This window comes from Aeromonas sp. 604282, assembly GCF_049170575.1.
In the GTDB taxonomy this organism is placed as follows: Bacteria; Pseudomonadota; Gammaproteobacteria; order Enterobacterales; family Aeromonadaceae; genus Aeromonas; species Aeromonas veronii_A.
The window spans coordinates 636,183-662,327 of sequence record NZ_JAAKMV010000001.1 but is presented as its reverse complement, the minus strand read 5'-3'; the positions used below and the strand labels follow the sequence as shown (position 1 = coordinate 662,327).

Genomic DNA, 26,145 nt, shown 5'->3' with positions numbered 1-26,145 from the left:
TGATGCCTGCGGGCGTCCCCTCGCTGGCCAGCCGGTCAGCCCTGAAAGGATGAGATGATGCAGATGCAAAATGTGGATGTGGTGATTGTCGGTGGCGGCATGGTGGGGCTGGGGCTCGCTGCGGCCTTGAAACATAGCGCCCTCAAGGTGCTGGTGGTGGAGGGACAACTGCCCGACCCGCAGCTGGGGGAGGTGGCCGATAACCGGGTCAGCGCCCTGAGTCTGGCCAGCCAGCAGATCCTGCGCCATGTTGGCGCCTGGGACGGCATTGAAGCGCGCCGCCTGCAGGCCTATGACAAGATGGCGGTGTGGGAGCAGGACAGTTTCGGCCATATCGACTTCGATGCCGCCAGCCTGCGTCAGGCCAACCTCGGCCATATCGTCGAGAATCGGGTGATCCAGCTGGCGCTGCTTGAGGCGATTAAAGGTGCCAGCAATATCCAGTTGCTGACCCCCGCCAGAGCCAAGAGCCTGCAGAGCGGCCCGGCGGGCGCCTTGTTGCTCCTTGAAGATGGTCAGGCCATCTCGGCCAAACTGGTGGTGGCTGCCGATGGCGCCCACTCCTGGGTGCGCCGTCAGGCCGATATCCCGCTCACCAGCTGGGATTATGGCCACCACGCCCTGGTGGCAACGGTGCGCTGTGCCGAGCCCCACGAGGCGGTGGCACGCCAGATCTTCACCCCGGATGGCCCGCTCGCCTTTTTGCCGCTGTGGCAAGATAACCTCTGCTCCATCGTCTGGTCGCTGCCTGCGGCCCGCGCCGAGGCGCTCTGCGCCTGCGATGACGAGCAGTTCAATCGCCAGCTTACCGCCGCCTTCGATGCACGGCTCGGTCTGTGCAAGGTGGAGGGGCCGCGCAGCGCGATTCCTCTTACCGCCCGCTATGCTCGCGACTTTGCCCGCGAGCGGCTGGTGCTGGTGGGAGATGCCGCCCACACCATCCACCCGCTGGCGGGGCAGGGGGTCAACCTTGGCCTGCTGGATGCTGCCGCGCTGGCGGAGCAGATCTTGCAAAATCATGCCGCGGGTGAGGATATCGGCCTGCTCGCCAACCTGCGCAGCTACGAGCGCTGGCGCAAGAGCGAAGCGGCTCGCATGCTCGCTGCGATGGAGGGGCTCAAGCGGCTGTTCAGCGGGGCCAACCCGCTCAAGAAGCTGGTGCGGGGCGTGGGACTGCGCGCGGCCAACCTGCTGACGCCGTTCAAGGAGGGGGTGATCCGCGCAGCCATGGGGCTGGAGGGAGAGTTGCCCGCATTGGCCCGTCCTGACTGGGCAGTTGCGGCGACCAAGGGCAGTGCCATGCAGGCCAAGGGTGAAAAAAACTAATATTACACGCGCTTTTTGACAACAAAAGTAATCCGACAAGGCTGATGACCCGTTCTGGGTGTCAGCCTTTAATTTTGCTCTGGAGCGAAACGTTTTTCTGCAAATTGTGACGAAACGGTAAAAATCAAAATTTAATCTCGCCTGAGTCGGCTTATGGCTGTTTTTATCACTGCATTTATCTTAGTGTCTGGAGTCAGTTTTACAGGAGAGGATTAGTTTTTTTTGAGCGGCACGCTCGCCTGCTTATCATATAATCCGCTCCGTTCAAGGAATCCCTCTTGCCTGGCAAGGGCAGGAGCGAGCACACACTTTTGGATCCGGTCGCTTTTTGCTGCACGCGGTGCAGTCAGTGCGGTGGCGCGGGTCGCAAGGGTGGTCGCTAAAGCGAAAAGGCTTTTTGCTAAGGAAAGAATGCGATGATCCAGACTACTGTACTGCATCCCAAACACCTGGAAGCCGGCGCCAAGATGGTGGACTTCCACGGTTGGGAAATGCCCATCAACTACGGCTCCCAGCTGGAAGAGCACCACGCGGTGCGCAGCGATGCCGGTATGTTCGATGTCTCCCACATGACCATCGTCGATTTGACCGGCGAACGGGTCAAAGCCTTTCTGCAACACCTGCTGGCCAACGACGTGGCCAAACTCACTGTCCCCGGCAAGGCCCTCTACAGCGGCATGCTCAATCCGGAAGGCGGCGTGATCGATGACCTCATCACCTATTACCTGACCGATACCTTCTACCGGCTGGTGGTCAACTCCGCTACCCGCGAGAAGGATCTGGCCTGGATCCGCCATCACGCCATCGATTTCGATATCACAGTCACCGAGCGTCCCGAGCTCGCAATGATTGCGGTGCAGGGCCCCAACGCCAAGGTCAAAGCCGCAGCCGTGCTGAGCGCCGCCCAGCGTACCGCCGTTGTGGGGATGAAACCCTTCTTCGGCGTGCAGGCTGGCGATCTCTTTATCGCCACCACCGGCTACACCGGCGAGGATGGTTATGAAATCGTGGTGCCGCAAGAGAAAGCCTGCGAGCTGTGGCAGGCACTGCTGGATAACGGCGTGGCCCCGTGCGGCCTCGGTGCCCGCGATACCCTGCGCCTCGAGGCGGGGATGAACCTCTACGGTCAGGATATGGACGAGTCAGTCTCTCCACTCGCTGCCAACATGGCCTGGACCATCGCCTGGGAGCCGAGCGATCGCAACTTCATCGGCCGCGACGTGCTGGAAGCGCAGAAAGCGGCGGGCAACCAGCCCAAGCTGGTGGGTCTGGTGATGGAAGAGAAAGGGGTGCTGCGTGCCGGTATGCCCGTTACCTTCACCGCGGCAAACGGTGAGAAGCGGGAAGGTGTGATCACCTCCGGCTCTTTCTCCCCCACCCTGGGCTACAGTATTGCCCTGGCGCGGGTGCCCCGTGATATCGGTGAGCTGGCCGAGGTGGAGATCCGCAAGAAGCTGGTCACCGTGAAGGTCACCAAGCCCGCTTTCGTCCGTAACGGCCAGAAGCTGGTTTAACATCGTCTTGGGGGAGGGCTGTGCCTCCCCCCATCCCTTTTCATATTCGTTTTTAAACGCGACTCAAAGATCAAAGGAAGCACAAATGAGCCATATCCCGAGCGAACTGAAATATGCCACTTCCCACGAGTGGATCCGTGTTGAAGCCAACGGCGAGGCCGTGGTCGGTATCACCGAGCACGCCCAGGAGCTGCTGGGTGACATGGTGTTTGTCGAGCTGCCGGAAGTGGGCAAGCAGGTCAGTGCCGGTGACGACTGCGCCGTGGCCGAGTCGGTCAAGGCGGCCTCCGACATCTACAGCCCGGTGAGCGGCGAGATCATTGCCGTCAACGAAGAGCTGGAAGGGAGCCCCGAGCTGGTCAACTCCGATCCCTACAGCGCTGGCTGGCTGTTCCGCATCAAGCTCGATGACGAGAGCGAGCTGGCCAACCTGCTGGATGCCGAAGGCTACCAGAACGTGGTGGACGAAGAGTAATGCCCCGGGCCCTGCCAACACAGCAGGGCCCCTTTGTATGACAGCCAGCCGGGCAAGCACCGGCCGGTGGAAGGGTGAAGTCGCCCGCGCCTGCCGTTTGCCAGCCTAGGTGCCTAGGGGGCAAACGGGCCGGTCCGCAACAAGGCGATCCCCTCTTGATGCTGCCGTAGCATCTGGTGCCGCACCCTGTCTGCGGGACCCAGAACATGAGTGGAGTCGGTATCAGCCGACGATCAGGAACATCAGGTCTTGGTTATCAGGATGTCATGCCAGGACTTATTTATCAGGAAATAGGGAAATGACCCAGTCACTGTTTGAACTCGAGCAAAAAACCGATTTTGTCCGCCGCCATATCGGCCCGGGCGAGGAAGAGCTGCGCCAACTGCTGGCGACCGTTGGGGCCGAAAGCCTGGACGATTTGATTGAACAGACCGTGCCCGCCGCCATTCGCCTGCCGGGCCCGCTCGGCATCGGTGCCGGCATGACCGAAGTAGAGGCGCTGGCCAAGCTCAGGGGCTATGCCGCCCAGAACAAGATTGCCAAGAGCTATATCGGCATGGGCTATCACGATACCCATGTGCCCCACGTCATTTTGCGCAACGTGCTGGAAAACCCGGGCTGGTATACCGCCTACACCCCGTACCAGCCCGAGCTGGCGCAGGGCCGTCTCGAAGCCCTGCTCAACTTCCAGCAGCTGACGCTGGATCTCACCGGCATGGATCTGGCCAGTGCCTCCCTGTTGGATGAAGCGACCGCTGCCGCCGAGGCGATGGCGCTGGCCAAGCGGATGGCCAAGTCAAAATCCAACCTCTTCTTCGTGGCCGATGATGTGCACCCGCAGGTGATCGACGTGGTCAAGGAGCGCGCGGTTCACTTCGGTTTCGACGTGGCGGTTGGCGCCGCGAGCGATGCGGTGAGCGAAGAGGTGTTTGGTGCCCTGTTCCAGTACCCCACCACCACAGGTGAGGTGAAAGATCTGCGTGCCCTGATTGCCGCGGTACAGGCCCAGAAAGGACTGGCCTGCGTCAGCGCCGATCTGCTCTCCCTGCTGCTGCTCAAATCCCCAGGCGAGCTGGGGGCCGACGTGGTGTTGGGCTCCGCCCAGCGCTTTGGTGTGCCCATGGGCTACGGTGGCCCCCACGCCGCCTTCTTCGCCACCCGCGATGCCTACAAGCGCTCCATGCCGGGCCGCATTATCGGCGTTTCCAAGGATGCCCGTGGCAAGGCCGCGCTGCGTATGGCGATGCAGACCCGCGAGCAGCATATCCGCCGCGAGAAGGCCAACTCCAATATCTGTACCGCACAGGTGCTGCTGGCCAATATGGCGAGCTTCTACGCCGTTTACCACGGTCCGGTAGGGCTGAAAACCATCGCCTCCCGCGTGCACCGTCTCACTACCATTCTGGCGCTTGGCCTCAAGGCCAAGGGTGTGGCCCTCAAGCATGCCAGCTGGTTCGATACCCTGACCGTGCTGACGGCAGATAAAGCAGCACTCATTGCCAAGGCTGAAGCTAATGGCATCAACCTGCGTGCAGACCTCGACGGTGCGGTAGGGGTCTCCCTCTCTGAAACCACCACTCGCGGCGATGTGGCCGAGTTGTTCGATCTGTTCCTCGGTCAAGGCCATGGCTTGGATATCGAGGCACTCGACAAGGCGGCCCAGACCCATCACGCCATCCCGCAGGATCTGCTGCGCACCGACGCCGTGCTGACCCACGAGGTGTTCAACAAGTACCACTCCGAAACCGAGATGCTGCGTTATATCCATCGTCTCGAAGCGAAAGATCTGGCCCTCAACTACGCCATGATCTCCTTGGGCTCCTGCACCATGAAGCTCAACGCCACTGCCGAGATGATCCCGGTGACCTGGCCCGAGTTTGGCAAGTTGCACCCGTTTGCGCCGCTGGCGCAGGCCAAGGGCTACCAGCTGCTGCTGGCCGACCTCGAAGATTGGCTGGTGAAAGTGACCGGTTACGATGCGGTCTGCATGCAGCCCAACTCCGGGGCGCAGGGTGAGTACGCTGGTCTCTTGGCCATCAAGAAGTACCACGAGTCTCGTGGTGAGGGGCATCGCGATATCTGCCTCATTCCGGCTTCTGCCCACGGCACCAACCCGGCATCTGCCCAGATGGCGGGGCTCAAGGTGATCGTCACCGCCTGTGACAAATCCGGCAACGTGGATCTCGACGATCTGCGCGCCAAGGCGGCCGAGGCGGGGGAGCAGCTCTCCTGTCTGATGGTGACCTACCCCTCGACCCACGGGGTGTATGAGGAGACCATCAAGGAGGTGTGCGACATCGTTCACCAGCACGGTGGTCAGGTTTACCTCGACGGTGCGAATATGAACGCGCAAGTTGGGTTGACGGCGCCGGGCTTTATCGGGGCGGACGTTTCCCACCTCAACCTGCACAAGACCTTCGCCATCCCTCACGGCGGTGGCGGCCCGGGCATGGGCCCCATCGGCGTGAAGAAACACCTGGCGCCGTTCGTGGCCGGCCATGCCGTGGTCAAGACCGACAAGGAGAGCCGCAACAACGGCGCCGTGTCGGCCGCACCGTTCGGCTCGGCCAGCATCCTGCCCATCAGCTGGATGTATATCGCCATGCTGGGTGATGAGGGGCTGAAGAAATCCACTCAGGTGGCCATCCTCAACGCCAACTATCTGGCCAAGAAGCTGGGTGACTCCTTCCCGGTGCTCTACTCCGGTCGTAACGGTCGTGTCGCCCACGAGTGCATTCTGGATATCCGCCCGCTCAAGGAGGCCTCCGGCATCAGCGAGATGGACGTGGCCAAGCGGCTGATGGACTACGGTTTCCACGCACCGACCATGAGCTTCCCGGTCGCGGGTACCCTGATGGTCGAGCCGACCGAGTCGGAATCCAAGCGCGAGCTGGACCGCTTCGTCGAGGCGATGACTTCCATCCGCGCCGAGATTGCCAAGGTGCAGGAGGGGCAGTGGAGCCTCACCGACAATCCGCTGGTCCATGCACCGCACACTCAGGATGACGTGATGGATGCAGAGTGGAATCGTGGCTACAGCCGCGCCGAGGCGGTCTTCCCGTCCAACGCCGTGCGTGCCGCCAAACTGTGGCCGTCAGTCAACCGCATCGACGACGTCTACGGCGATCGCAACCTGTTCTGCTCCTGCATCCCGACCGAGGAATACGCCAAGTAAAGGCGTGTTCAGAATCGCGTACTAAACAATACTAAACAACAGGGCCACCCAAACGGGTGGCCCTTTTTATATGTCATCTGATTGCTACGGCTATCCAAAGGTCCGGCTTAAGTCCTTGAGCTGGCTCGCTTTGGTCTGCAAGTTGGCGCTGGTTTCACTGACCTGATCGATTTTGAGGCTATTATCGTGAGAGAGCGAGGATATCTGGTTGATATTGCGGCTGATCTCCTCGATGACCGCTTGTTGCTCGGTAGCTGCGGCGGTTATCTGGTTGGAAAAATCAGAGACCTTGTCTATCTCGACCACAACCTGATTGAGGTTGCCGGTACTTGCCTGGGTGGTGGCGAGGCAGGCGTTGGTTCTGGTCACATTGAGATGCATCATCTCTTTCCATTCCCCCAGGGTTTGCTGGATATGGCCAATGCTGTTCTGGATTTGCTCTGTCGCCTTATGGGTTCTGGTCGAAAGGCTGCGTACCTCGTCTGCCACCACCGCAAAGCCGCGCCCCTGATCGCCAGCCCGCGCAGCTTCGATGGAGGCATTGAGCGCCAGCAGGTTGGTTTGATCCGCAATACCGCGAATTTCGCTCATTATGCTGCCGATACGCTCAGATTCACTCGCCAGTTCGACGGCTGACTGGAAGGCTTGCTCCGCCTGGGTTGCCAGCGCCGACATTTCTTCTCCCGCTTCCGAAAGCTGCTCGCTGGTGGTGATGCAGTGGCTGCGGGCCTCTTCGATCTGGTGGCTGCTGTCCTGAATGTTGCGGCTAATCTCTTCGGCAGCCGATGCCATCTGGGTGACTGCGGTGGCGACTTGCTGAATTTGCATATCCTGTGCGGAGATATCCTGGCTGGCCAATGCTGCCGAACCGCTCAAGTTGTTGGCCATGGCGTTGAGCGAGACAGTCGTGTCATCGACCCTTCCCAGCACGGTACGGATTCTGGCTTGCCACAGCTTGATATGGAAATCGGCAATGCTATGGGGTGCATCCCCCGAGAAGATGAGGCGGCTAATGCTGTCGTAGTCTTGCTCGAGCTGCTGCAAGTATCGCGGCGTGCGGAAGAGAGAATTACGGTTGAACCAGATGGCGGTCAACAGGGGAATGATGATCCAGAGCGCTTGCAGTGGTGGGAGTAGCCAGCCTGCGCTGATAACACAAACTAACAGCAGGGGGATGGTCATCATGGTTGGCGTGATCAGGCGCTGTCCCATGTGAATGGCAGAGCCGGTTTCGCGGGCTTTAAGAGCCTTGTACATCTTGCTGGCCCGCTCTTTGTGCTCCGCAGTGGGGCGACAACGGACGGATTGATAACCCACCATCTTGCCATCTTCATAAATCGGGGTGACGTAGGCATCTACCCAGTAATAGCGACCATCTTTGCAGCGGTTCTTTACCATGCCTCGCCATGGCTTGCCCGCCTTCAGGTGGGCCCAGAGATCGGCAAATGCTGCTTTGGGCATGTCGGGGTGGCGCACCAGGTTGTGATGCTGCCCTAGCATCTCTTCCAGACGATAGCCTGCCACCTGACAGAATGCCGGATTGGCATAGGTGATGTCCCCTTTGAGATCGGTCGTCGATACCAACTGCACATTATCGGTAAATTCAACCTCGGTATCTGTGGTGTGAAGTGTACTGGTTACCATGTTCAGGCTCCGGTTTTGCCATAACGGAATGCTTCGCCTGAGTATGGCAGAGGATGTTCATTTATTGTGTTGTTACACATTAACTCTTGTGCTACTGCGTGGGGACGGGACGGGTCTCACATTTTTACAGCGCGGTTTGGCGAGGAAAGGCAAGCCAAGTAACATGGCGTGACTTATGGCTGTGCAGCGAGACAGGTAACGCAATGAAGTTGGATGCGATTTTATGGGATTATGACGGTACTCTGGTCAATTCGGTGCCGAAGAATATCGATATCACCAAGCAGATCCTGGCTGAGGTCGCCCCCCATCTGACCGGAGAACATCTGCCGCGCTATCTGCGCAGCGAAGCGGAGTATCACCATGCCAATCACTCCGCCAAGAACTGGCAGGCGCTCTATATGGATTACTACGGTTTGTCGCGGGACGAGATGGTGCTGGCTGGCAGTCTGTGGGCCAAGCATCAGGAGATGAACCGGACCGAGGTGCGTTTTTTTGCGGGGCTGGAGGCGGTGATTGACCATTTCTCTGCCATTCCCCACGGAATTTGTTCGCAGAACTCCCAAAAGAACATTCGCTGGGTACTGGAGCAGCATGGCGTGAACAGCCTGTTCAAGGCTGTGGTCGGCTATGATGACGTGCCCGGACAGCAGCAAAAACCTCATCCTTTCGGTGGCCTCAAATGTCTGGAGTCTATCTTCGGCCCAGCCAGGTGCCAGTCGCTGATCTATATCGGTGACCATGAAGCGGATGTGCAGTTTGCCCGTCATTTGCAAAGGGCGCTTGGCGAGCAGAGCCGTGTGATCTCGGTGGCTGTCGCCTATAGCCGCGCGACCCCGGAGCGCTGGGAACACCAACCCGACCATATCGCCCGTGACGTCGAGGATCTGCTCCCCATCGTCGGGCAATATCTGTAACGCCGGTTGCAGATTGCCGTACGGAATAGACAAACGCCGATCAGTTGATCGGCGTTTTGTCTATGGGAAGCCTGATGGTTTCACACTCAGCTGGCTTAACACCCTGTCTGTTTAATGATGGGCGACTTAAAACAGCAGTTGCGTCAGGTAGCCCATCAGGATCGCCATGCCGAGGATCACGGTAAGGAAGGCCGCAATCATCGGGGTTCTGAACATGGATTTGAGCAGGATCACCTCGGTCAGACTGGCACCGGCACTGCCGATGATCAGCGCCATGACGGCGCCCATTCCCATCCCTTTGCCCAGCAGTACCGACGCCAGCGGGATCACGGCCTCGGCACGGATGTAGAGCGGGATCCCGACGATGGCGCTGAAGGGGATGGCCAGCGGGTTGTCGGCACCAGCATGGGTGGCGATCCACTCGGCAGGAATAAAACCGTAAATAAACGAGCCGATGAGCACCCCCAGCAGCAGGAAGGGCAATACCGCTTTGAACTGCTGCCAGGCATCGAGGCGAGCTTTGACCCAGGCGGTGGGGAGCTGTGGTGCACGGGTAAGGGTTGCCGTGCCATCGCCGCAGCAGGAGAGGGTGGCCTGGTCTGCCATCTCTGGTTGCGGTGCCGGGCAGCACGCTGCCCCGTTGAGGGGTTTGATTGCGCGAATGGCGCCGCGTTGGTTGTCACTGCAATGTGCTTGAGTGGTGGTGCGGGTCGCCAGGCCACAGCCGCTACCGCAAGAGGGGGTGGCCTCTTTGGGGTCGATGACATGGCGCTCGAACCCCAATCTGTCGAGCAGCATGCTCGCCATGACGGAGACGCTGGCGGCGATCACGGCGTAGAGCAGGGTCACTTTCCAGCCAAAGGTGGCCCACATCAAGCCGACGATGATGGGGTTCAGCAGTGGCGAGATAAACAGGAAAGTGAGAGTGGGGCCAAAGCCAGCCTTGGCCGAGAGCAGCCCTCTCAGCATGGGGATGGTGGAGCAACTGCAAAAGGGGGTGACGGCGCCGAGCAGGGCAGAGAGCAGATAGCCTTTGCCATGGCGTGCCCCCAGCATCCGCTGGATCTTCTCGTCGGGGATCTTCTGGCGGATCAGGCCGACCCCGGCGCTAATGACCAGAAACAGAACCGACAGCTCGACAGCCAGAAACAGGAACATCTGGGCTGCATCGGTCAGCATGGTTAACCACTCATTCATTGTCGTATCCTCACTTGGTTCTATATTTCCAAAATAATCGAAATGAGTGGCCGGTCAAGATATTTCTGGTATTATCGAAATATCAAATTCGTGGAGGGCGCAGAGATGCAACTAGAAGAGGTCGCCAAGGCATTGAAAGAGCTGGGTCATCCGACCCGGCTGTTTATCTTCAAGCATCTGGTCAAGGCGGGAGAGCAGGGGCTGCCGGTGGGTGAGCTGCAAAAGCAGCTGGTGATCCCCGCTTCCACCCTCAGCCACCATATCGCGGCGCTGGTCTCGGTGGGGCTGGTGAAGCAAAACCGGGAGAGTCGCACCCTGCTTTGCGTCTCTCAATACGCGGTGTTGGAGGAGATCATCGCCTTTTTCCGCGATGAGTGTTGCGTCAACAGCCCGGAGCATCGGCAAGATCAAAGGCAAGAGCTGCCATCCTGAGGGCTATGGCTGCTAGTAGTGCGGTCAGTTGCGCTGAGCGCAATAAAAAAACGCCGATCATGTGATCGGCGTTTTGCATTGATGTCGCTAGATTCGGGTATTAACCCAGATTGGCTGCGACCTTGCTTTGAGCTTGTCCTTTGCGCTTGATGACAAAGCCAATACCCAGTACCACCAGCCAGGCTGGGATCAGTTCGACCGAGATGCGGAAATCGGGGGTCATATACATGATCACCAGAATGCCAGCCATGAACGCGAGGCAGAGATAGTTGCCGAAGGGATACCAGAACGCCTTGAACTTGGGCTGGACGCCTTCTGCGACCTTGGCCTTGCGGAACTTGAGGTGCGCGAGGCTAATCATCGCCCAGTTGATCACCAGTGCGGAGACCACCAGCGCCATCAGCAGACCGAACGCCTTGCCCGGCATCAGGTAGTTGATCAGCACGCAGAGCAGGGTGGCGATGGCCGAGACCGAGAGGGCCACCAGCGGCACGCCGCTCTTGTTGGTCTTGAGCAGGGCTTTCGGGCCGTTGCCCTGTTTGGCCAGCCCGAACAGCATCCGGCTGTTGCAGTAGACGCAGCTGTTGTAGACCGACAGTGCCGCCGTCAGTACCACGATGTTGAGCACGGTGGCGACCAGATTGCTGTCCAGAGCGTGGAAAATCATTACGAACGGGCTACCGCCTTCCACCACTTTACCCCAGGGGTAGAGGGACATCAGGATAGCCAGAGCGCCGATGTAGAAGATGAGGATGCGGTAGATCACCTGATTGGTGGCCTTGGGAATGCTCTTCTCTGGGTTGTCCGCTTCGGCGGCGGTAATGCCCACCAGCTCCAGACCGCCGAAGGAGAACATGATCACCGCCATCGCCATCACCAGACCGCTGATGCCGTTGGGGAAGAAACCGCCCTGAGCCCACAGGTTGGTGACGCTCGCCTCGGGGCCGCCGGCACCGGAGAGGAGCAGATAGCCGCCAAAGCCAATCATGCCGATAATGGCGACCACCTTGATGATGGCGAACCAGAACTCCATTTCGCCAAACGCTTTGACGTTGGAGAGGTTGATGGCGTTGATCAGCACGAAGAAGAAGGCTGCCGACATCCAGGTCGGGATCTCGGGCCACCAGTACTGGACATAGATGCCCACTGCGGTCAGCTCGGCCATGCTCACCAGCACGTAGAGCACCCAGTAGTTCCAGCCGGACGCAAAACCGGCAAACTCGCCCCAGTATTTGTAGGCAAAGTGGCTGAAGGAGCCAGCTACCGGCTCTTCAACCACCATTTCACCGAGCTGGCGCATGATCAGGAAGGCGATAAAGCCGCCGATGGCATACCCCAGCAGGACTGAGGGGCCTGCCATCTTGATGGTTTGGGCAATGCCCAGAAAGAGGCCGGTGCCGATGGCGCCGCCCAAAGCAATCAACTGAATGTGGCGGTTTTTAAGGCCGCGCTTCAGCTCCTCACCGTCTTGTTTCAAATCCATGGGTCTGTCCTTACGTCTCTGTTGTCTCTGGTCGGTGTTGGGCTCATCCTGAGCAGGCCGCAGTGCGTAGCCAAAACCTGACGAAAGCTGTATTTATTTCGTTACGCCATGCCATTTTCAATTTTTAGTGTTGGCTGGCAACCGAAGCAGAATAGTGATAATCCGCCATGAATGCACCTGTTTTCCATCTCTAATGGCCGTGTTTTGTACCAAAGGCAGCTTTTTCATGATCTGAAGAGGCTTCTTGGTAGTTTCTGGTTGATGTTTGCACAATCGAATTCTGTTTTATTGACATTTTGTATTGTTGGTGTGCTTTTGTGGTGCCAGGCCACAAATGGATGCAAATGATGCCAAACAAGCGAGAGTACAGGGAAGAGTGCAGGGAGTTGGAGTACAGAGAGCGCGAAAGCGTGCTGCAACAAGGGGTTGCCCGGGGTGTACTGGTGGCGCTCTGGTTAGGGATTGCCGCCAGTCCGCTGTTGTTGCTGGTGGCCGCGATTATGTTGCTGGGTTGGCTGTTACTCGGTGATCAGGAGTTGCTGCACTACTGGCAGTCGCTGTTGCTGGTGGGTGGGGTAACGGGGGCGCTCGTTGGCGGCTGGCTGGCGGAGCGGGTTCGCCTGCGCCACGGTTTGCTGGCCTTCTATGCCCGGTTGATGAACAACCCTGAGCACAATCGTTAGTTAACGCTGGGTGTTTGCCGAGCGCAGCAGAACGGAATCGAATAGCGGCTAACTGGCAGCAGGTGACAAGGGCACAACGCTAAGGTCGACAAGAAGAGGGATAAGCATTTGTGGTGCTTATCCCTTTTTTATCCACGCTTTTCACTGTCATCTATGTGAATTGCAGTTCGCCACAGCTGACTTTCGCCGCGACACTGTAATTTTTATCTTTTGTTGATGCCGATAGCTGTCAAGCTGGCTTAACAGAGCTGGCGGCGCAGACCGGTTGCCTCGAGAACCTTGGCGCTGATCTCCTCCACCGAGTGGGAGCTGGTATCGAGGAAGCGGATCGCCTCCTGGCGGAACAGCCTCTCCACGCAGGCCAGCTCCTGCTCGCACTGTTCGATGGAGGAGTAGCGGCTGTTGGCGCGGCGCTGGTTACGGATCTCGTGCAGCCGCTGCGGCGCTATGGTGAGGCCAAACAGCTTGTGACGGTTGGCCTTGAGGGGGGCGGGCAGCTCCAGCATCCCCATGTCCTGCTCGATAAAGGGGTAGTTGGCGGCGCGAATGCCAAACTGCAGCGCCAGATAAAGACTAGTGGGGGTCTTGCCGCAGCGGGAGACCCCGATCAGGATGATGTCCGCCTCATCGTACTCTTTGGTGGTGATGCCATCGTCGTTGGCCAGCGCAAAGTTGACCGCCTCGATGCGATCGTCATAGAGCTTGCGGTTCTCCATACCGTGGGTGCGGTGGAGGCGGGGCTCGGCTTTTACCCCCAGCTCCTGCTCCAGCGGGCTGACGAAGGTATTGAGAAAGTCGTGGCCGCACGCTTCCGATTTCAGTACCTCTTCCCGTACCAGCGGGTCGACGATGGTGTGAAACAGGATGGGGCGTACCCCGGTCTGGCGGAACTGCTCGTAGATCCGCATCCGTACCTGACGGGCTTTCTCCAGTGTCTCCACAAAGGGGATAGTGATCTGCTCGAAGGCCAGCGGAAACTGGCTCAGTACCGCGTGGCCGAACACTTCGGCGGTGATGGCGGTGCCGTCTGAAACATAAAATACGGTGTGCACGTAGGGCTCCTGTGATACCGCGGGTGGGGTCGCATGGGGTAAAGGGTGAGAAGTATCTCCCGAAACCATACCAGTTTTGTCAACCGGTCTGCTGTGCCCAAGTTGTGAAGTGGCTTGCAAACCTGAATCGTTATCTTTTTGTGTCGCCATTGTAGAATGTTCCGGTCATTCGACCATCCCCAACGCTTGCTCGGGGATTTTTTTGAAAACCAATGGAAAACGTTTTCATGGTCGTTGGCAACAGAAGAAACAGACAATAACGCACCTGACTTACCCATAACCTCATCGATTAAATCGGGCGCACGAGGTGCTATGGCATCGGTGCCCACCAACCTGGAGACATCCAAGTGCAACAGTACGTGCTCTGGTACGAACAACTCGGAATGCAGGACGTAGAACGAGTTGGCGGCAAGAACGCATCCCTTGGCGAGATGATCAGCAACCTCTCTGGCGCCGGCGTATCCGTGCCGGGGGGCTTTGCCACCACCGCCTTTGCGTTTAACGAGTTTCTGGAGTCAAGCGGCCTCAACGGCAAGATCCACCATCTGCTCGACAATCTCGACGTGGACGATATCGCCGCCCTCAACCGGGCCGGTCAGCAGATCCGCGACTGGGTGATCGACGCCCCGTTCCAGCCCGAGCTGGAGCAGGCTATCCGGGTTGCCTATGAAAAGTTGAGTGCCGGTGTCGAGGCCTCGTTTGCGGTGCGCTCCTCCGCCACCGCCGAGGATATGCCGGACGCCTCCTTTGCCGGTCAGCAGGAGACCTTCCTCAACGTACGTGGCATCGATGCCGTCATGACGGCGGTCAAGCATGTGTTTGCTTCCCTGTTCAACGATCGCGCCATCTCCTATCGGGTGCATCAGGGCTATGACCACAAGGGCGTTGCCCTCTCGGCCGGGGTGCAGCGGATGGTGCGCTCGGATCTCGCCGCCTCCGGCGTCATGTTTACCCTGGATACCGAGTCCGGTTTCAACGACGTGGTCTTTATCACCGGCGCCCATGGTCTTGGCGAGATGGTGGTGCAGGGCGCGGTCAACCCGGATGAATTCTATGTGCACAAGCCGACCCTCAAGGGGGGCCGCCCAGCGGTGGTACGCAAGACCCTCGGCTCCAAGCTTATCAAGATGACTTACTCTGACGATGCCGGTCACGGCCGTCAGGTGAAGATTGTCGACACCAACGAGGCCGAGCGTAGCCGCTTCTGCATCACCGATGAGGAGGTGATGGCGCTGGCGAAACAGGCCCTCATCATCGAGCAGCACTATGGCCGCCCGATGGACATCGAGTGGGCCAAGGATGGTCAGGATGGCCAACTCTACATAGTGCAGGCGCGCCCGGAAACCGTGCGCAGCCGTCAGGAGGCCAACACCCTCGAGCGTTTTGCCCTCAAGCAAGCGGGCAAGGTGTTGATCGAGGGGCGTGCCATCGGCCACAAGATTGGCGCGGGCCCGGCGCGGGTCATCTCTTCCATCAGCCAGATGGACGAAGTGCAGCCCGGCGATGTGCTGGTCACCGACATGACCGACCCGGACTGGGAGCCCATCATGAAGCGGGCCTCCGCCATCGTCACCAACCGGGGTGGCCGCACCTGTCACGCCGCCATTATCGCCCGCGAGCTGGGCATTCCGGCAGTGGTGGGCTGTGGCAACGCCACCGACCATATTCAGCCGGGCCAGCGGATCACCGTCTCCTGCGCGGAAGGGGATACCGGTTTTATCTATGACGGCGAGCTGGACTTCGACGTGGCGGTGACCGAGGTGGGCAATATGCCGCGCCTGCCCATCAAGATCATGATGAACGTCGGCAACCCGGACCGCGCTTTCGACTTTGCCCAGTTGCCCAACGCCGGGGTGGGGCTGGCGCGCCTTGAATTCATCATCAACCGGATGATCGGCGTGCACCCCAAGGCCTTGCTGGAGTTTGACCAGCAAACGCCAGAGCTCAAGGCCACCATCGGCAAGATGATCGCCGGTTACGACAGCCCGCGGGAGTTCTATGTGGCCAAGCTGACCGAGGGGATCGCCACTCTGGGGGCCGCCTTCTGGCCGGAGCGGGTGATCGTGCGGATGTCGGACTTCAAGTCCAACGAGTACGCCAATCTGGTGGGCGGTCGTGGCTACGAGCCCCACGAGGAGAACCCGATGATCGGTTTTCGTGGCGCATCCCGCTACATCGCCGACAGCTTCCGCCCCTGCTTTGCCCTCGAGTGCGAGGCGATCAAGCGGGTGCGTGATGTGATGGGGCTGACCAACGTCGAGGTGATGATCCCCTTCGTGCGCACCGTGGGCGAGGCGGAGCAGGTGATCGACATCCTGGCCGAGAACGGTCTGCGCCGCGGCGAGCGGGGGCTCAAGGTGATCATGATGTGCGAGATCCCGAGCAATGCCCTGTTGGCAGACAAGTTCCTCGAGCACGTGGACGGTTTCTCCATCGGTTCCAACGACATGACCCAGCTTACTCTTGGGCTGGATCGGGATTCCGGGCTCATCGCCCATCTGTTCGACGAGCGCAACGAGGCGGTCAAGGCGCTGCTGGCGATGGCGATCCAGGCTGCGCGCAAGGCGGGCAAGTACGTGGGGATCTGTGGCCAGGGGCCATCCGATCACCCGGATTTTGCCGCCTGGCTGGTGGAGCAGGGGATCGACTCGGTGTCGCTCAACCCCGATACCGTGGTCGATACCTGGATCTATCTGGCGGAGCAGCATGGCGCCAAGTAAGCCACTATCGACATGAGTAGATTAGAAAGGGGGCCCTAATTGCCCCCTTTTGATCGTTATTATCTTATGTTTTGCCCTTGGGCTTATTCCACCAAGCTCATGCCGGGGATCTGGCGCCAGTAGCCGTTGCAATCGCGATCCTGCTGCAGAACGAGGGGCTGATTGCCCTGCTGGTTAGCCTTGAAGCGGGCCAGCATCTCCAACGTATCCATCCCTTGCGGCGACAGCCTGACCACATCTACCAGACCCTCCATACCAGCCAGCTCGTTACCCAGGTTGTAGCAGTAGCCGGACTGGGTCTGGATCCCGTTGAGATTGAACACCCGCTGCCCCTCGCGGCTGTTGGCCAGTCGTCCGGTGGGATAGTTCATGCAGGCGAGCTCGCAGTTGTCTTTCGGTTTGTCGAGGGAGCGGGCAGTGAAGCAGCGCGCCGAGTAGGCGAGCGGCAGATGGCCGTAGGCAAACACCTCCACCTCAAATTGGTCGCGCAGGGAGCCCAGATCCTGATTGAGCTGGATCAGCCAGTCACGGGAGAGCTCCACCGGCATGACCCAGCGTTTCATCCCCTGTTTGAGCAACATGCGCAGCACATCGGCGTTATAGGCGTTGATGGCGGGACCACAGACGAAGGGGATCCCTGCCTCCCAGGCGAGTTGCACTGTACCGAGATCGTTGGCTTCGACCATCAGGTCGCCATTGTCGACCAGCCGCTTCACCTCTTTGAGTTCGGAGGGGGCGGAGATAAGGGCGAGGGTCGAGAGCACCACCTGCTTGTCGGAGCAGGCCATCTGACGGGCCAGCGCAATCCAGTCATCGACTTTGAGTTCGCGCCGCTTGCTGCAGACGGTCTCCCCCAGATAGATGATGTCGGCCTGACTGTCGGCAGCGGCATGGTAAAAGGCTTCGGTATCGGCTTTGGGCCAGTAGAAGAGCAGAGGCCCGAGAGAAAATTGCATGGGTGGACTCCTTATTGCCACTGACGATGGTAGGCGCCGAGGGTAGTCTGGCTACCTTCGGAGACGCGGGCGAGCTGGGCATCCCACTCAGCTTTGACCTGATAGGCCTCGGGATTGGCCTGATAGGCATCGATGGCCGCACGCCACACTCGGGTCACTTGCTCCACATAAGCAGGGCTGCGTTGGCGCCCTTCAATCTTGACCGACTGGATCCCGGTCTTGAAGAGCTCGGGCAGGAGACCCAGGGTATTGAGACTGGTGGGCTCTTCCAGCGCGTGGTAGGTCTGGCCATCCACGTCGAAACGCCCCTTGCACAGGGTCGGGTAACCGGCATTTTCGCCCGGGCCATAGCGGTCGATCAGCACTTCGTTGAGTCGCGACTCGAGGCCGTTCGCGGTCTCTTCCCAACGGACGAACTTGGCCGGTGAGCAGGCGCCGACTGTGTTGGGGCTTTCGCCAGTCATGTAGGAGGAGAGATAGCAGCGCCCCTCGGCCATGATGCAGAGGCTGCCAAAGGCGAATACCTCGAGGCCAACATCGGTCTCACGGGCCAGTTGCTTGACCTGATGCATGGAGAGCACCCGGGGCAGCACTACCCGTGTGACATTGAATTGCTGCTGATAGAAGCGAATGGCGGCGGCATTGGTGGCGCTGGCCTGCACCGAGACATGGAGTTCCATCTCGGGGTAGTGGCGGCTGGCATATTCCAGCACGGCGAGGTCAGCGATGATTAACGCATCGGCGCCGAGGGCTACTCCGCGATCAACCGCCTGTTTCCATCGTGCATCGGCCCCGGGATGGGCAAAGGTATTGATGGCAATATGCAGCTTGCGACCATGTTGATGCACATAATCCACCGCCTTCTCCAGTTTGCTGTCGGTAAAGTTGAGACCGGCAAAGTGGCGGGCATTGGTGTCATCCTTGAAACCGATATAAACGGCATCGGCCCCGTTATCCACGGCGGTTTTCAGTGCCGGCAAACTGCCTGCCGGACAGAGTAATTCCATTGGTACGCTCCGAGAGTGCATATGAAGGGCAAACGAGCCCTGATTGTATGCAGCCATGCACTCCCGCTTTTTGACCTGAGGCAGCTTTGTGTGGCTTTACCCTTCTTGAGGTAACCCTGCACAAGTTTGATTTCCAACAGGATCTTGCCACTCTCCCTGTGTTTGAATGCGCAAAAAAGGGAGTCTATCGTGTTTCAACAACTGCAACGTCGCCTGGTCGAACAGGCTCCGCGCTTCTTGCGCCATCCCCTCAAGCTGGTTCCCTTCAATCTGCAAAAGCAGCTGATGGAGAGTTTACTGGCCCGGGTTTTCAAAGAGGCTATCGAAGATGGCGATTTCGAGTTTCTGGCAGACAAGTGGCTGAAAGTCGAAGTTTCTGATCTGGAGCTGTGCTGGTTTATCAGTGAGCAGAATGGCCAGCTGGTGGTAGCTCGCGAGTGTGACAAGGCCGATGTCTGCTTCAGCGGTACCGCCAACGACCTGATCCTCATCGCTGGTCGCAAAGAGGATCCGGATTCGCTCTTTTTTCAGCGCAAGCTGAAGATAGAAGGGGATACCGAACTGGGTCTTGAGGTGAAAAACTTGATGGACAGTCTGGATATCGATGGTTTGCCAAGCCTGATGAAGTATCCCCTGATGGATCTGGCGACGTTTATCGAACGCGCCCGCACCGAGTCAGCGCAGGCTCCGGTGCGGACGGCGCCGGGCGGGATCCCGTCTTAAGTGGACAATCACCCCATGGGCATGGCGACGATAATGGTGCCGTGCCCAGAGGCAGCGACAGGCCCACAGACAGGGCAGCAAGGCGATGAGTGCCGCAGGGGCGGGCAGCTGTGACATGGCCAGCCCCGCAGCCAACCAGATAAAGGGTTGCGCTTCATACAGCCACTCCGGCTGTAGCCAGCGTTTGCTCGGAAATATAATTAGATCGGTACGCCGGTAGCTGGAGCGCATCATCCAGGTCACCGCTCCGGCGATAAACAGCAAGGCGCCTGCAAACCAGAGCAGGGGCTGTTCATTCAACGTAATAATGGCAATGGCTGCCAGCAGGTAGAGGCTGGGCAATCTCTCATAGATAAAGGGAGGAAGCATGGCGTTGTGTCTCCTGTACCGTTTATCGGATATCCATCAAGTTTAGTCCCCCCCTCTCACTTCTCTCATGCTGGTTTGTTATACAAACGGGTGGTTTTGTTCTGAAATGGCTCGGCTTTTACGGTGCCAACATTGCGTACTCTTATGTTACAATTGCGCGCCATTTTTGACTGAAGATTGACTGGGCATGTTGGATCAGATTCGTATCGTTTTGGTAAACACCTCTCATACCGGCAACATGGGGTCTGCGGCACGCGCCATGAAGACCATGGGGTTGACCCAGCTGGTATTGGTTGATCCGCAAGCCTTGCCGGATGACAATGCCTTCGCCCTGGCGGCTGGTGCCAGCGATGTGCTTGCAAATGCCCGTATCGTCCCGACACTGGACGACGCGATCGCCGATTGTGGTCTGGTGATTGGCACCAGCGCCCGCTCTCGAACCCTGAGCTGGCCGATGCTCGATCCCCGTGAGGCCGGCGAAAAGTCGGTGGTTGAGGGGATGCAGCACCCGGTTGCGTTGGTGTTTGGTCGTGAGCGCACCGGTCTCACCAACGACGAGTTGCAAAAGTGCCACTACCACGTGGCCATTCCGGCCAATCCTGATTACAGCTCTCTCAATCTGGCCATGGCGGTACAGACCCTCTGTTACGAAGTGCGGATGCGCTGGCTGCAGGGGCAGGCCGCCGAGCCTGAAGATGAGATGGCCTATCCGAGTGCCGCCCAGCTGGAAGGGTTTTATCAGCACCTGGAACAAACCCTGATGAAGACCGGTTTTATTGCTGATGATCATCCGGGTCATGTGATGAGCAAGCTGCGTCGCTTGTTCAATCGGGCTCGGCCGGAAGCTGCGGAGCTCAACATTCTGCGCGGTATTCTGACCTCGGTGCAGAAAGCGCGCATACCGGATTAATCCGACTGATTTACTCAACCATATACTTGACTGATTTGGTCGGGTATGTGACCATGTGCCCCATTAAATTGCTTCGCAAGACGGTAAGGCACATGAGACTGACTTCAAAAGGACGTTACGCTGTAACCGCCATGCTTGACGTGGCGCTGCATGCAGAGCAGGGGCCCGTCCCCCTTGCCGATATTTCCGAGCGCCAGGGCATCTCGTTGTCCTATCTCGAGCAGCTCTTTGCCCGCCTGCGTAAACATGGTCTGGTGAGCAGCGTGCGTGGCCCGGGCGGTGGTTATCGCCTCGGGTTGGCCCCAGGCGAGATTTCGGTTGGTCAGGTGATCACCGCGGTCGATGAGTCGGTCGATGCCACCAAGTGCCTCGGCAAGGGCGGCTGCCACGGTGGTACCCAGTGCCTGACGCACTCCCTGTGGCGCGATCTGAGCGAGCGGATCTCCAGCTTCCTCGGGGATATCACCCTGGCCGAGCTGGTACGCCAGGCCGATGTACGCCGGATTGCCGGCAAGCAAGATGAACAAATGAAGACCGTGTTGTCCCTGGTTGATCGGGCAGAACACGGCGATGTGAGCTTGAAAGTCCAACTATAAACGTGCTTTCCACAGCGGGACTCTGTATGACCCGGACTGTGACGGAGAAAAACATGAAACTGCCTATTTACCTTGATTATTCGGCAACCTGTCCGGTGGACCCGCGTGTCGCAGAAAAAATGATGCAGTGTCTCACCATGGATGGCCTGTTCGGCAATCCGGCTTCCCGTTCTCACCGCTTTGGCTGGCAAGCCGAAGAGGCGGTGGATCTGGCCCGTAATCAAGTGGCAGATCTGATCGGTGCCGATCCCCGCGAGATCGTCTTCACTTCCGGTGCGACCGAATCCAATAACCTGGCTATCAAGGGTGTTGCCCACTTCTATGCCAGCAAGGGCAAGCACATCATCACCTCCAAGACCGAACACAAGGCGGTGCTCGATACCTGTCGCCAGCTGGAGCGTGAAGGGTTCGAGGTGACCTATCTTGAGCCGATGCCCAACGGCCTGTTCACTATCGAGATGATCGAGAATGCCATGCGTGATGACACCATCCTGGTCAGCATCATGCATGTGAACAACGAAATCGGCGTGGTTCAGAACATTGCCGCCATCGGCGAGTTGTGCCGTTCCCGCAAGATCCTGCTACACGTGGATGCCGTTCAGAGTGTGGGCAAGATCCCGGTAGATGTGGAAGCACTGAAAGTGGATCTGCTCTCCGTCTCTGCGCACAAGGTGTATGGTCCGAAAGGGATCGGTGCGCTGTTTGTTCGCCGCAAACCCCGCGTTCGTCTGGAAGCCCAGATGCATGGCGGTGGCCACGAGCGCGGCATGCGTTCCGGTACTCTGCCGACCCACCAGATCGTCGGGATGGGCGAAGCTTTCCGCATCGCCAAAGAAGAGATGGTGAGTGAAGGCGAGCGTATCTTGGCACTGCGCCAGCGTCTGTGGAATGGCATCAAGGATATTGAAGCCGTCTACATCAATGGCGATCTTGAGCAGCGTGTTCCGGGCAACCTCAACGTCAGCTTTGCCTATGTGGAAGGGGAATCCCTCATCATGGCGCTGAAAGATTTGGCGGTCTCTTCCGGTTCGGCCTGTACCTCCGCCAGCCTGGAACCTTCCTATGTGCTGCGCGCACTGGGCCTGAACGACGAGCTGGCACACAGCTCCATCCGTTTCAGCATGGGTCGCTTCACCACCGAGGAAGAGATTGACTACGCGGTCAAGCTTATTCGTGACTCCATCGGTCGTCTGCGCGAGATGTCCCCTCTGTGGGAGATGTACAAAGACGGCGTCGATCTGAACACGGTCGAATGGGCTCATCACTGATCTATCTGGTCAGTGAGCAACAGAATTAGCAGGAGTGAGATATGGCTTACAGTGAAAAAGTAATCGACCACTACGAGAATCCTCGCAACGTCGGTGGTTTCGACAAGAATGATCCCAGCGTTGCAACCGGCATGGTCGGTGCGCCCGCCTGTGGCGACGTGATGAAGCTGCAATTGAAGATCAGCGACGAAGGCATCATCGAAGATGCCAAGTTCAAGACCTACGGCTGCGGTTCCGCCATCGCCTCCAGCTCCCTGGTGACCGAATGGGTCAAGGGCAAGACCCTGGACGAAGCGGCTGGCATCAAGAACACAGATATCGCTGAAGAGTTGGCCCTGCCACCGGTGAAGATCCACTGCTCCATTCTGGCTGAGGACGCCATCAAGGCCGCCATCGCCGATTACAAGCAGAAGAAAGGTCTCTAAGCGCCGGAGAGCAGTATGGCTATTACCATGACAGATGCCGCCGCGGCACGGGTTTCCTCTTTTCTGGCTAATCGGGGTAAGGGCATTGGCCTGCGCCTCGGCGTCAAAACCACCGGCTGCTCCGGTCTGGCCTACGTGCTTGAGTTCGTTGATGAACTGACCGATGAGGATCAGGTGTTCGAGCAGCAAGGCGTCAAGATTATTGTTGATGCCAAGAGCCTGATCCATCTGGATGGCACCGAGCTGGATTTCGTCAAGGAGGGCCTCAACGAGGGCTTCCAGTTCAACAATCCCAACGCCAAAGGCGAGTGTGGTTGCGGCGAAAGCTTCAGTGTCTGAGATGTTTGACGTCAATGATCCTTCGTCTGTGGTTGGACGGGTCGCCCATGACCCGTTCAACCACATCTCATTTGCCTGGGGCGAGTGAGGTAGTGGCGAACGTTTCCAAGAGGTTTGCATGAATCATTTCGAGCTGTTTGGGCTGGTTGAAGGCTTTGAGCTCGATACCCGTCAGTTGGCTGATACCTACCGCCAGCTGCAAACCCAATTCCATCCTGATCGTTTTGCCACTGCCCCCGAACGGGAGCAGCTGGCTGCGGTGCAACGTGCCGCCCAGATCAACGAAGCATTCACCACCCTCAAGGCGCCGCTGCGCCGTGCCGAATATCTGCTCTCCCTGCGTGGCACCGATATCCGTGGTGAACAGCAGACCCTGCAAGATAGCGCGTTTCTGATGCAGCAGCTGGAGTGGCGCGAGCGTCTGGCCGATCTGAAAGATGACGCAGACCCTGAGCGCGCCATCAAGGATTTTCGCAGCGAGATCAGGCATGATCACCAGATGTTGATGCAGCAGCTGACCGAGTCTCTTGCCGCCGGCAAAGATCTCGTTGCCGCTGATTGCGTTCGCAAACTCAAGTTTGTCGACAAGCTCCTCGAAGAGCTGGAACGATTCGAAGACTCGCTTCTCGAGTCTTGATCCTTTAACGCTGGAAGTTTCATTACCCATGGCATTACTGCAAATCGCCGAACCCGGCCAGAGCGCTGTTCCTCATCAGCACAAACGTGCCGTCGGCATCGATCTCGGTACCACCAACTCTCTCGTCGCTGCGGTTCGCAGCGGTCACGCCGATACCCTTTGCGATGAGCAAGGGCGCGACCTGCTCCCGTCAGTGGTGCACTATCAAAGCGACGCCATTCGAGTGGGGATTGATGCCAAGCGCGAAGCGGCACTCGATCCTCACAATACCATCGTCTCGGTTAAACGGATGATGGGCAAGGCGCTGGCCGATATCGACACCCGCCAGCAGCCCTACCAGTTCATTGCTGCCGACAATGGCATGCCGCAACTGCAAACCCGTCAGGGGCTGGTCAATCCGGTGCAGGTCTCGGCCGAAATTCTCAAAAAGCTGGCCGAGCGTGGCGCCCAGACTCTCGGGGGCGATCTCGATGGCGTGGTCATTACCGTGCCGGCCTATTTCGATGATGCCCAGCGTCAGGGCACCAAGGATGCCGCCCGTCTGGCTGGTCTGCACGTGCTGCGCCTGCTCAACGAGCCGACTGCGGCCGCGATTGCCTATGGCCTTGACTCCGGTCAGGAAGGGGTGATCGCGGTTTACGATCTGGGGGGCGGTACCTTCGATATCTCTATCCTGCGTCTGCATCGCGGTGTGTTTGAAGTGATGGCGACCGGCGGTGATTCCGCCCTCGGCGGTGATGACTTCGATCACCTGCTGGCGGACTGGATCAAGGAACAGGCGGGCCTCACCGGTGAGCTGGATGCCCATCTGCAGCGCGAGCTGCTGGATGTGGCCGCTGCCGTCAAGCACGGTCTGACCGATGCCGAGCAGGTGGCGTGCACCTTTGCGGGCTGGCAGGGTTCAGTGAGCCGTAGCCAGTTTGATGAGCTCATCACCCCGCTGGTGAAACGGACCTTGCTGGCTTGTCGCCGCGCCCTGCGCGATGCGGGCCTTGAGCAGGTGGAAGTGCTGGAAGTGGTGATGGTTGGTGGCTCCACCAGGGTGCCGCTGGTGCGCGAACTGGTGGGCGAGTTCTTCCAGCGCACGCCGTTGACCAGCATCGATCCGGACAAGGTGGTCGCCATCGGCGCCGCCATCCAGGCCGATATTCTGGTGGGCAACAAGCCCGATGCCGAGATGCTGTTGCTGGACGTTATCCCCCTGTCGCTGGGTCTGGAGACCATGGGTGGCCTCGCCGAGAAGGTGATCCCGCGCAACACCACCATTCCGGTTGCCCGCGCCCAGGAGTTCACCACCTTCAAGGATGGTCAGACCGCCATGGCCATTCACGTGGTACAGGGTGAGCGCGAGTTGGTCGCCGATTGCCGCTCCCTGGCACGCTTTACCCTGACCGGTATTCCGCCGATGGCCGCCGGTGCCGCCCATATTCGCGTCACCTTCCAGGTGGATGCGGATGGTCTGCTCTCGGTGAGCGCCATGGAGAAATCCTCCGGCGTGCAGGCCGAGATCCAGGTCAAGCCCTCTTACGGGCTGGCGGAGCAGGATATCCTCAACATGCTGAGTGCCTCCATCGAGAACGCCCAGCAGGATATGGATGCCCGCATGCTGGCCGAGCAGCAGGTTGAAGCCGATCGGGTGGTCGAGAGTCTCAATGCGGCGCTTGCCGCCGATGGTGATGCCCTGCTCAATGCAGCCGAGCGTGCCGAGATTGATGCCGCCATCGCCCATCTGCTGATCATGCGCAACAGCGGCGCAACCCATCAAATCAAAGAAGCCATTGAGGCAGCCGATGCTGTCAGTGGCGAGTTTGCAGCCCGCCGGATGGATGCTTCCATCCGCAAGGTGCTGACCGGACAAAACGTCAACAAGGTGTAATATGCCAAAACTGATCATTCTTCCTCATCCCGTACTCTGTCCGGATGGCGCCGCCCTCGAGGGGCAAAGCGGCGAGACCATTCTGGATGTGGCGCTGCGCAATGGTATCGAAATCGAGCATGCCTGCGAGAAATCCTGTGCCTGCACTACCTGCCACTGCGTGGTGCGCGAGGGCTTTGACTCGCTCGAGCCAAGCGACGAGCTGGAAGACGACATGCTGGACAAGGCGTGGGGGTTGGAGCCGGAATCCCGTCTCAGCTGCCAGGCAAAACTGGCGGACGAGGATCTGGTGGTGGAATTGCCCAAGTACACCCTGAACCTTGCCTCTGAACGCCATTAATTACACATGAGTGAATTGCACGTGCAGCATCCTGTGGTGCTTCAGTGATATGGTGGAAGGCCGTGACCCTCGGGGGCACGGCCT

At 58.9% G+C, this 26,145-nt stretch carries 25 protein-coding genes; 17 read left to right on the top strand and 8 right to left on the bottom strand.

Annotated features, from left to right (window positions below; all coding sequences use genetic code 11):
* The first annotated feature begins 57 nt into the window (after nucleotides 1-57).
* Entirely contained in the window at nucleotides 58-1,326 is a 1,269-nt protein-coding gene (locus G5367_RS02780) for an FAD-dependent 2-octaprenylphenol hydroxylase (RefSeq protein WP_421243792.1), read from the top strand.
* Nucleotides 1,327-1,538: 212 nt separating this feature from the next.
* Here G5367_RS02780 and G5367_RS02775 read toward each other — a convergent pair whose 3' ends face one another.
* The gene (locus G5367_RS02775; RefSeq protein ID WP_265783502.1) at nucleotides 1,539-1,766 is read right to left on the bottom strand and encodes a hypothetical protein; all 228 of its coding nucleotides are present in this window, start codon (nucleotides 1,764-1,766) and stop codon (nucleotides 1,539-1,541) included.
* Between G5367_RS02775 and gcvT the strand changes: the two genes are divergently transcribed.
* The 3 genes from gcvT (at nucleotide 1,743) to gcvP (ending at nucleotide 6,490) form a co-directional block, all read left to right on the top strand.
* Nucleotides 1,743-2,840, top strand: coding sequence for a glycine cleavage system aminomethyltransferase GcvT (gene gcvT, locus G5367_RS02770; RefSeq protein ID WP_201941542.1), 1,098 nt, complete (start codon nucleotides 1,743-1,745; stop codon nucleotides 2,838-2,840). The genes G5367_RS02775 and gcvT overlap by 24 nt on opposite strands.
* A gap of 85 nt (nucleotides 2,841-2,925) precedes the next feature.
* On the top strand, nucleotides 2,926-3,315 hold the full coding sequence (gene gcvH, locus G5367_RS02765; protein WP_005333898.1) for a glycine cleavage system protein GcvH: 390 nt from the start codon (nucleotides 2,926-2,928) through the stop codon (nucleotides 3,313-3,315).
* A 298-nt stretch (nucleotides 3,316-3,613) separates the two neighbouring features.
* The gene (gene gcvP / locus G5367_RS02760) at nucleotides 3,614-6,490 is read left to right on the top strand and encodes an aminomethyl-transferring glycine dehydrogenase (RefSeq protein ID WP_421243759.1); all 2,877 of its coding nucleotides are present in this window, start codon (nucleotides 3,614-3,616) and stop codon (nucleotides 6,488-6,490) included.
* A gap of 90 nt (nucleotides 6,491-6,580) precedes the next feature.
* Here the strand turns inward: gcvP and G5367_RS02755 are convergent, their stop codons facing one another.
* Nucleotides 6,581-8,134 carry a methyl-accepting chemotaxis protein gene (locus G5367_RS02755; protein WP_421243758.1) on the bottom strand — a complete coding sequence of 518 codons (1,554 nt, stop codon included), beginning with the start codon at nucleotides 8,132-8,134 and terminating at the stop codon, nucleotides 6,581-6,583.
* Nucleotides 8,135-8,337: 203 nt separating this feature from the next.
* On the opposite strand from G5367_RS02755, the gene G5367_RS02750 reads away from it, so the two are divergent.
* Nucleotides 8,338-9,048, top strand: a complete 711-nt coding sequence (locus tag G5367_RS02750) for an HAD family hydrolase (protein ID WP_421243757.1) — start codon at nucleotides 8,338-8,340, stop codon at nucleotides 9,046-9,048.
* Between the two features lie 126 nt (nucleotides 9,049-9,174).
* On the opposite strand, the gene G5367_RS02745 is transcribed toward G5367_RS02750, so the two are convergent.
* Complete coding sequence (locus tag G5367_RS02745; protein WP_421243756.1) at nucleotides 9,175-10,245, bottom strand: permease; 1,071 nt, start codon at nucleotides 10,243-10,245, stop codon at nucleotides 9,175-9,177.
* Nucleotides 10,246-10,350: 105 nt separating this feature from the next.
* Between G5367_RS02745 and G5367_RS02740 the strand changes: the two genes are divergently transcribed.
* On the top strand, nucleotides 10,351-10,677 hold the full coding sequence (locus tag G5367_RS02740; RefSeq protein WP_128815807.1) for an ArsR/SmtB family transcription factor: 327 nt from the start codon (nucleotides 10,351-10,353) through the stop codon (nucleotides 10,675-10,677).
* A gap of 100 nt (nucleotides 10,678-10,777) precedes the next feature.
* Here G5367_RS02740 and G5367_RS02735 read toward each other — a convergent pair whose 3' ends face one another.
* On the bottom strand, nucleotides 10,778-12,160 hold the full coding sequence (locus G5367_RS02735) for an amino acid permease (RefSeq protein ID WP_005352966.1): 1,383 nt from the start codon (nucleotides 12,158-12,160) through the stop codon (nucleotides 10,778-10,780).
* 386 nt (nucleotides 12,161-12,546) lie between these two features.
* On the opposite strand from G5367_RS02735, the gene G5367_RS02730 reads away from it, so the two are divergent.
* Nucleotides 12,547-12,843 carry a hypothetical protein gene (locus tag G5367_RS02730; protein ID WP_257492992.1) on the top strand — a complete coding sequence of 99 codons (297 nt, stop codon included), beginning with the start codon at nucleotides 12,547-12,549 and terminating at the stop codon, nucleotides 12,841-12,843.
* A gap of 239 nt (nucleotides 12,844-13,082) precedes the next feature.
* Here G5367_RS02730 and ppsR read toward each other — a convergent pair whose 3' ends face one another.
* Nucleotides 13,083-13,895 carry a posphoenolpyruvate synthetase regulatory kinase/phosphorylase PpsR gene (gene ppsR / locus G5367_RS02725; RefSeq protein ID WP_421243755.1) on the bottom strand — a complete coding sequence of 271 codons (813 nt, stop codon included), beginning with the start codon at nucleotides 13,893-13,895 and terminating at the stop codon, nucleotides 13,083-13,085.
* A gap of 347 nt (nucleotides 13,896-14,242) precedes the next feature.
* Between ppsR and ppsA the strand changes: the two genes are divergently transcribed.
* Entirely contained in the window at nucleotides 14,243-16,615 is a 2,373-nt protein-coding gene (gene ppsA, locus G5367_RS02720) for a phosphoenolpyruvate synthase (RefSeq protein ID WP_421243754.1), read from the top strand.
* An 83-nt stretch (nucleotides 16,616-16,698) separates the two neighbouring features.
* On the opposite strand, the gene G5367_RS02715 is transcribed toward ppsA, so the two are convergent.
* Both G5367_RS02715 and ubiU read right to left on the bottom strand, forming a co-directional pair.
* Nucleotides 16,699-17,571 (bottom strand): U32 family peptidase, encoded by an 873-nt coding sequence (locus G5367_RS02715; protein ID WP_421243753.1) that lies wholly within the window; start codon nucleotides 17,569-17,571, stop codon nucleotides 16,699-16,701.
* 11 nt (nucleotides 17,572-17,582) lie between these two features.
* The gene (gene ubiU, locus G5367_RS02710) at nucleotides 17,583-18,578 is read right to left on the bottom strand and encodes a ubiquinone anaerobic biosynthesis protein UbiU (protein ID WP_159143912.1); all 996 of its coding nucleotides are present in this window, start codon (nucleotides 18,576-18,578) and stop codon (nucleotides 17,583-17,585) included.
* A gap of 189 nt (nucleotides 18,579-18,767) precedes the next feature.
* Here ubiU and ubiT point away from each other — a divergent pair, with 189 nt between their 5' ends.
* Nucleotides 18,768-19,301, top strand: coding sequence for a ubiquinone anaerobic biosynthesis accessory factor UbiT (gene ubiT, locus G5367_RS02705; RefSeq protein ID WP_421243752.1), 534 nt, complete (start codon nucleotides 18,768-18,770; stop codon nucleotides 19,299-19,301).
* Here ubiT and G5367_RS02700 read toward each other — a convergent pair.
* The gene (locus tag G5367_RS02700) at nucleotides 19,254-19,670 is read right to left on the bottom strand and encodes a hypothetical protein (protein ID WP_421243751.1); all 417 of its coding nucleotides are present in this window, start codon (nucleotides 19,668-19,670) and stop codon (nucleotides 19,254-19,256) included. The two genes, ubiT and G5367_RS02700, sit on opposite strands and share 48 nt — an antisense overlap.
* Nucleotides 19,671-19,857: 187 nt before the next feature.
* On the opposite strand from G5367_RS02700, the gene trmJ reads away from it, so the two are divergent.
* The 8 genes from trmJ to fdx all read left to right on the top strand — a co-directional run bounded on the left by trmJ (nucleotide 19,858) and on the right by fdx (nucleotide 26,061).
* A complete protein-coding gene (gene trmJ / locus G5367_RS02695) occupies nucleotides 19,858-20,580 on the top strand; it encodes a tRNA (cytosine(32)/uridine(32)-2'-O)-methyltransferase TrmJ (RefSeq protein WP_421243750.1) in 723 nt (240 codons plus the stop codon).
* 92 nt (nucleotides 20,581-20,672) lie between these two features.
* Nucleotides 20,673-21,176: a Fe-S cluster assembly transcriptional regulator IscR gene (gene iscR / locus G5367_RS02690; protein WP_026035025.1), complete on the top strand. Its 504-nt coding sequence runs from the start codon at nucleotides 20,673-20,675 to the stop codon at nucleotides 21,174-21,176.
* 53 nt (nucleotides 21,177-21,229) lie between these two features.
* A complete protein-coding gene (locus tag G5367_RS02685) occupies nucleotides 21,230-22,444 on the top strand; it encodes an IscS subfamily cysteine desulfurase (protein WP_013723838.1) in 1,215 nt (404 codons plus the stop codon).
* A gap of 41 nt (nucleotides 22,445-22,485) precedes the next feature.
* The gene (gene iscU, locus G5367_RS02680) at nucleotides 22,486-22,869 is read left to right on the top strand and encodes a Fe-S cluster assembly scaffold IscU (RefSeq protein ID WP_005333813.1); all 384 of its coding nucleotides are present in this window, start codon (nucleotides 22,486-22,488) and stop codon (nucleotides 22,867-22,869) included.
* A gap of 15 nt (nucleotides 22,870-22,884) precedes the next feature.
* Nucleotides 22,885-23,208: an iron-sulfur cluster assembly protein IscA gene (gene iscA / locus G5367_RS02675; RefSeq protein ID WP_005333812.1), complete on the top strand. Its 324-nt coding sequence runs from the start codon at nucleotides 22,885-22,887 to the stop codon at nucleotides 23,206-23,208.
* 118 nt (nucleotides 23,209-23,326) lie between these two features.
* A complete protein-coding gene (gene hscB / locus G5367_RS02670) occupies nucleotides 23,327-23,845 on the top strand; it encodes a co-chaperone HscB (protein WP_167569478.1) in 519 nt (172 codons plus the stop codon).
* 28 nt (nucleotides 23,846-23,873) lie between these two features.
* The gene (hscA, locus tag G5367_RS02665) at nucleotides 23,874-25,721 is read left to right on the top strand and encodes a Fe-S protein assembly chaperone HscA (RefSeq protein ID WP_288728017.1); all 1,848 of its coding nucleotides are present in this window, start codon (nucleotides 23,874-23,876) and stop codon (nucleotides 25,719-25,721) included.
* Nucleotide 25,722: 1 nt separating this feature from the next.
* The gene (gene fdx, locus G5367_RS02660) at nucleotides 25,723-26,061 is read left to right on the top strand and encodes an ISC system 2Fe-2S type ferredoxin (protein ID WP_005333808.1); all 339 of its coding nucleotides are present in this window, start codon (nucleotides 25,723-25,725) and stop codon (nucleotides 26,059-26,061) included.
* Nucleotides 26,062-26,145: the final 84 nt, after the last annotated feature.

Coding starts and splice junctions, on each gene's coding strand:
- G5367_RS02745 (WP_421243756.1), bottom strand. CDS start 10,245: ATGAATGAGTGGTTAACCATGCTGACCGATGCAGCCCAGATGTTCCTG.
- G5367_RS02750 (WP_421243757.1), top strand. CDS start 8,338: ATGAAGTTGGATGCGATTTTATGGGATTATGACGGTACTCTGGTCAAT.
- iscR (WP_026035025.1), top strand. CDS start 20,673: ATGAGACTGACTTCAAAAGGACGTTACGCTGTAACCGCCATGCTTGAC.
- G5367_RS02755 (WP_421243758.1), bottom strand. CDS start 8,134: ATGGTAACCAGTACACTTCACACCACAGATACCGAGGTTGAATTTACC.
- G5367_RS02700 (WP_421243751.1), bottom strand. CDS start 19,670: ATGCTTCCTCCCTTTATCTATGAGAGATTGCCCAGCCTCTACCTGCTG.
- G5367_RS02735 (WP_005352966.1), bottom strand. CDS start 12,160: ATGGATTTGAAACAAGACGGTGAGGAGCTGAAGCGCGGCCTTAAAAAC.
- ubiU (WP_159143912.1), bottom strand. CDS start 18,578: ATGGAATTACTCTGTCCGGCAGGCAGTTTGCCGGCACTGAAAACCGCC.
- hscB (WP_167569478.1), top strand. CDS start 23,327: ATGAATCATTTCGAGCTGTTTGGGCTGGTTGAAGGCTTTGAGCTCGAT.
- trmJ (WP_421243750.1), top strand. CDS start 19,858: ATGTTGGATCAGATTCGTATCGTTTTGGTAAACACCTCTCATACCGGC.
- fdx (WP_005333808.1), top strand. CDS start 25,723: ATGCCAAAACTGATCATTCTTCCTCATCCCGTACTCTGTCCGGATGGC.
- gcvH (WP_005333898.1), top strand. CDS start 2,926: ATGAGCCATATCCCGAGCGAACTGAAATATGCCACTTCCCACGAGTGG.
- G5367_RS02780 (WP_421243792.1), top strand. CDS start 58: ATGCAGATGCAAAATGTGGATGTGGTGATTGTCGGTGGCGGCATGGTG.
- iscA (WP_005333812.1), top strand. CDS start 22,885: ATGGCTATTACCATGACAGATGCCGCCGCGGCACGGGTTTCCTCTTTT.
- G5367_RS02740 (WP_128815807.1), top strand. CDS start 10,351: ATGCAACTAGAAGAGGTCGCCAAGGCATTGAAAGAGCTGGGTCATCCG.
- iscU (WP_005333813.1), top strand. CDS start 22,486: ATGGCTTACAGTGAAAAAGTAATCGACCACTACGAGAATCCTCGCAAC.
- gcvP (WP_421243759.1), top strand. CDS start 3,614: ATGACCCAGTCACTGTTTGAACTCGAGCAAAAAACCGATTTTGTCCGC.
- G5367_RS02775 (WP_265783502.1), bottom strand. CDS start 1,766: ATGCAGTACAGTAGTCTGGATCATCGCATTCTTTCCTTAGCAAAAAGC.
- G5367_RS02715 (WP_421243753.1), bottom strand. CDS start 17,571: ATGCAATTTTCTCTCGGGCCTCTGCTCTTCTACTGGCCCAAAGCCGAT.
- G5367_RS02685 (WP_013723838.1), top strand. CDS start 21,230: ATGAAACTGCCTATTTACCTTGATTATTCGGCAACCTGTCCGGTGGAC.
- hscA (WP_288728017.1), top strand. CDS start 23,874: ATGGCATTACTGCAAATCGCCGAACCCGGCCAGAGCGCTGTTCCTCAT.
- gcvT (WP_201941542.1), top strand. CDS start 1,743: ATGATCCAGACTACTGTACTGCATCCCAAACACCTGGAAGCCGGCGCC.